Genomic DNA, 4380 nt, shown 5'->3' on the forward strand with positions numbered 1-4380 from the left:
ATGGAGGTTCGCGATCTCTGTTGTCGGCGACGGTGGTTGGCGTCCGTTGTGTGGCGGCGGGTCGATCGGGCGAGGTGGCTGTTCCCGCCCGGCCTCGTCGGGCAAGGACGAAGAATGCCGTGACCGGGCGGTCCGGTTTCTCCCGGTGTTCCGGTTCCCATCGATTTTTCTTGTGCGCCGAGTCCCGTCGTAGTTCCGGATACCGGCGGGCCGGTTCAACCGGTGAGCGCGCCCGGACTTTCCTCTGCACGTGCCGTGGGCAGGGTGTACTCGGGCGCGGTCACTGCGGCGGTCACCGCGGCGGTCACCGCGGCGGCCATCCCTCCGGCGAGGTGGCGGGGGGATCCTCCACGCCGCCAAGTCCTCCTCCCCGGGGATGCCGTCCCGCCGGGTGACGCGGTAATAAGGATTTGAAGATGACGGATTAAAAATCGCTTTCTGGTGTCACCCGATGAGGTTGAAGGCGGGGAGAAGAACTGCTCGGGAGGTCTTTCCGGATGGCCCGGTGTGGCCTTTTCGTGGCCGCTGGCCCCATCTTTTGCTTTGCGTCAGTCGCGCGATGTTTGATGCGTCTGTCGCACCACGAGTCCCCAACGAGGGTGATGAAGTCATGTCCTCTTCATGTGAATGTGGTGGCCCTCCCCAGGAGCCTCCCCTCCAGGCACGGAGTACCGTGCCTGGACAGACGTTGACCGGTCCCCGACCCACCGAACCCGTTCAGGTCGGCATGATCCCCGGGCAACCCGCCCCGGTCCGCTCGGGCGGGCGCAGTCCGTCAGCTTCGAGTGACCCCGCCGAGGAAGGGAGGACACGTGGCGTCGGCCGTGACCCAGCTTGCCCTCCCCGGTGCTCTGGTTCTGGTCCGTGCGCAGGAGCCGGGCACGCTGGTATCCGATCGCGGGGGATGGCAGCGGGCGGTGCTGCGGGCGGCCCTGCCATCGGCGGCGAAGCTGGTCGCGTTGACGCTGGCGAGCCACGTCGCCGAGGTTCCGCCGGCGGCGCCCGCCGGTGCCGCGGTGAGCGCCCCCGGCCTGGTCACCCTGGTCGCGGAGACCGGTTACAGCCGGACCCACGTGCAGCGCCAGATCACCAGGTTGCGCAACCAGGGCTGGTTGGCGACGGTGGCCCGGCCCGCGGCCGGCAGGACGACGCGGTTAGCCCTGAGCATCCCCGAGGCCGCCGTACGGGCAGGCGAGGTCCGCCTGGTCGCGGCCGGCGTCGCATCCTCTCCTGCGTCCGCGGCTCCGGCGTCTCCGGAGGCCGGCTCGGCAACCGCAGCCTCGGCCGCGCCCGCCCGCCGGCGCCGCGGCGGTCGCCGTGGCCGGATCGGCCTGCGGACGGTGTCTGCGGTCGGCCGTCGTCCCCGGGCGATGGCGTCCGTGGCGGGCGATGGCTCGCCTGGTGCCGCCAGCCCGGCGGTCAACCTCGCCCCCTCGAGGGGCGCCGACCGCCCGGACACCGCCGGTTCGGATGATCCGGACACCGCCCGTTCAGACCAGCCGGAGCCGGGTGACGTCCGAGCGGAGGGCGACCCCCAACCGGCCTCGGCCGTGGGCACCGTCGATCCCGCCACCCGCGGGGCCGTGACGGACGAGCCACACGTCCCGACGGACGAGACCGCTGGGGCAGCGGACGCGTCGACTCCCGAACCGGAGCGGGGCGCCCCGACAGTCCCGTTGCCCCCTCCGCCGCCCGAGCCGATGACCCTGGCCGCCAGCCAGGTGATCACGGTCCTCGCGAACGCGATGCGGTGCCCGACGTCCGACTACCTGGCTATCTACCAGAAACTGCGGGTGATCCTGGAGGAGGACAGCTGGGAACCGGTCGAACTGGCCCTGCATCTAGTGCACATCATCACGACCGGTGTCCTGGTCGGGGATGGCGACGAGATCGACAATCTGTCCTGGCGACTCGATCGCCTGCCCAGGGCGTCCGCCGACTGCAACTGCCGCGCCTGCCTGGAGAACCGGGGGATCAGGACCGGACTGACGCCGGGTTCCACCGTCCCGAGCCAGGGGCGCGGGCGCTACACCCGCACCGCGAAGGAGAAGGGACCCGCGCCCGGACGCCCAGGATGGGAGGCCTACGGGTCCCGAGCCGCCCGCCCGGAATCCGGGGCGCCGCCCGTGTCGATCCCGCGGCCACCGCTGGAGGCTATCGAGGAGGCCGCTCGCGCGGGGCGTGCGCATGCCCAGATGGCGAGCCAGTCGGCGGCTGACGGCGCGGCCTGAGCCGGTCGACCTGTGGTCCGGGTCGCCCGCCGCGGCCCGCCCGTGGCGGGCCGCAGATGGTGACGGTCAGTGGCGGATGGTGTTGCATAGTCCCAGCGACAGCCCATCATGGGAAGTCATGGTGACTTCGGTGGACGACACCCGTGGCTGATTCCGGGTCGGACGGCGGCTATGACGCCGACGTGATCGTGATCGGGAGCGGGTTCGGCGGCAGTGTCAGCGCGCTACGGCTCGCGGAGAAGGGCCATCGTGTCCTCGTGCTGGAGGCCGGTCGCCGGTTCACCCCGGACACGCTGCCGAAGAACAGCTGGCACGTTCGCCGGTATCTGTGGATGCCGCGGTTGGGCTGCCACGGTATCCAGAAGATCACCTGGTTGGGTCGGGTCGTGGTGCTGTCCGGAACGGCGGTCGGTGGCGGCTCGGTCGTCTACGCGAACACGCTGTACCGCCCGCTCGACGCCTTCTATACCGACCCGCAGTGGCGGGACATCACCGACTGGCGCCGTGAGCTGGAGCCGTTCTTCGACCAGGCCGAACGCATGCTCGGGGTGAATCCCAACCCGACGACGACGTACTCCGACGAGGTGTTCCGCAGGGTCGCCGAGGAGATGCGGGTCGGGTCCACCTTCGCGGCGGCGCCGGTCGGTGTCTTCTTCGGCCGCGACGGCCGCCGGGAACCCGGCGTGCGTGTCCCCGACCCGTACTTCGGCGGCGCCGGCCCGGCTCGGACGGGATGCGTAGAGTGCGGGGAGTGCATGAGCGGCTGCCGTCGAGGGGCCAAGAACACCCTCGACTGTAACTACCTGTACCTGGCCGAGCGGGCCGGTGTGCGGGTAGTCCCGGACACCACGGTCACGGCTGTCCGGCCACGCCCGACCGGCGGGTATGAGCTCGACATGGTCCGGACGGGGGGTCTCGTCCGGCGTCGGCGACGTACCCTCACCGCGGAGCAGGTCGTGTTCGCCGCCGGCACCCTGGGCACCCAGCGGCTGCTGCTGGCGATGAAACAGAGCGGTGACCTGCCGGTGTTGTCCGACCGGCTCGGTCATCTCACCCGGACGAACTCCGAGGCGATCCTGGGCGCATCCAGGCTGCGCCCTGATCGGCGGATCGCCCGGGGAGTCGCGATCACCTCGTCCTTCCACCCCGACGAGCACACCCACATCGAACCCGTGCGCTACGGCCGGGGGAGCAACCTGATGGCACTGATCAGCGCGTCGATGACCGACGGCGGCGGGCGGGTGCCGCGCTGGCTGAAATACCTGCGTCAGGTCGTGCTCCACCCACATCAGGCGCTGGCGTCGTCACTGCCCTGGCGATGGTCCGAGCGGACCATCATTGCGCTGGTCATGCAGTCGTGGGACAACTCGTTGATCGTCTCCCTGCGCCGTGGACCGTTCGGTCTCGGCTGGCTGACGAGTCGGCAGGGACACGGTGAGCCGAACCCCTCCTGGATCCCGGAGGGCAACGACGCCGCCCGCCGGATCGCGGCCAGGATGGGCGGCTACCCCGGCGGGTCGATCGGCGAGATCGCCAACATCCCGCTGACCGCGCACATCCTCGGCGGGGCCCCCATCGGCACGGATCCCACCACCGGAGTAATCGATCCCTACCACCGGGTCTTCGGATACGAGGGGCTGCACGTCGTCGACGGCGCCGCGGTCTCGGCGAACCTCGGCGCGAACCCGTCGTTGACCATCACTGCGCAGGCCGAACGGGCGATGTCCTTCTGGCCGAACAAGGGGGAACCCGACCCGCGCCCACCCCTCGGGGCGGCCTACCGGCCGGTTGCGCCGAGAGCACCGGCGCACCCCGCCGTCCCAGCCGGCGCTCCCGGGACCTACCGCGTGGTCGGCCCGGTCGGCCCGGTCGGCCCGGTCGCGGGGACGAGGTGACCGGTTGCCGGATGCTGGCCACGAGCTGCCGGGATGCGGGCGTGTCCGGCAGCCACGCTTTGCCCGGCACGCCGATCGCCGGCACGTGATCTCAGCGCCGCCGGCTGGGCGCACCGCGCGACGGGTCGACGCCGGGCAACTCCTCGAAGTCAGGGGTCGCCGAGTCGGACAGGCCTTCGTCGAAGGCGCCCCGGGTATCCGTGCCGGCGGGGGGTGCGGTGGTGCCGGCGGGGGGTGCGGTGGTTTCGGCGGGG

General features: G+C 71.3%; 2 protein-coding genes. Both read left to right on the forward strand.

The annotated features are described in order from the left end of the window. Positions 1–812 precede the first annotated feature (812 nt). On the forward strand, positions 813–2231 hold the full coding sequence (locus AC08OX_RS15360) for a hypothetical protein (protein ID WP_476608440.1): 1419 nt from the start codon (positions 813–815) through the stop codon (positions 2229–2231). 143 nt (positions 2232–2374) lie between these two features. Then, complete coding sequence (locus tag AC08OX_RS15365) at positions 2375–4126, forward strand: FAD-dependent oxidoreductase (RefSeq protein WP_476608441.1); 1752 nt, start codon at positions 2375–2377, stop codon at positions 4124–4126. Positions 4127–4380 lie beyond the last annotated feature (254 nt).

The sequence above is a fragment of the Frankia sp. CoBUL1 genome (assembly GCF_978021245.1).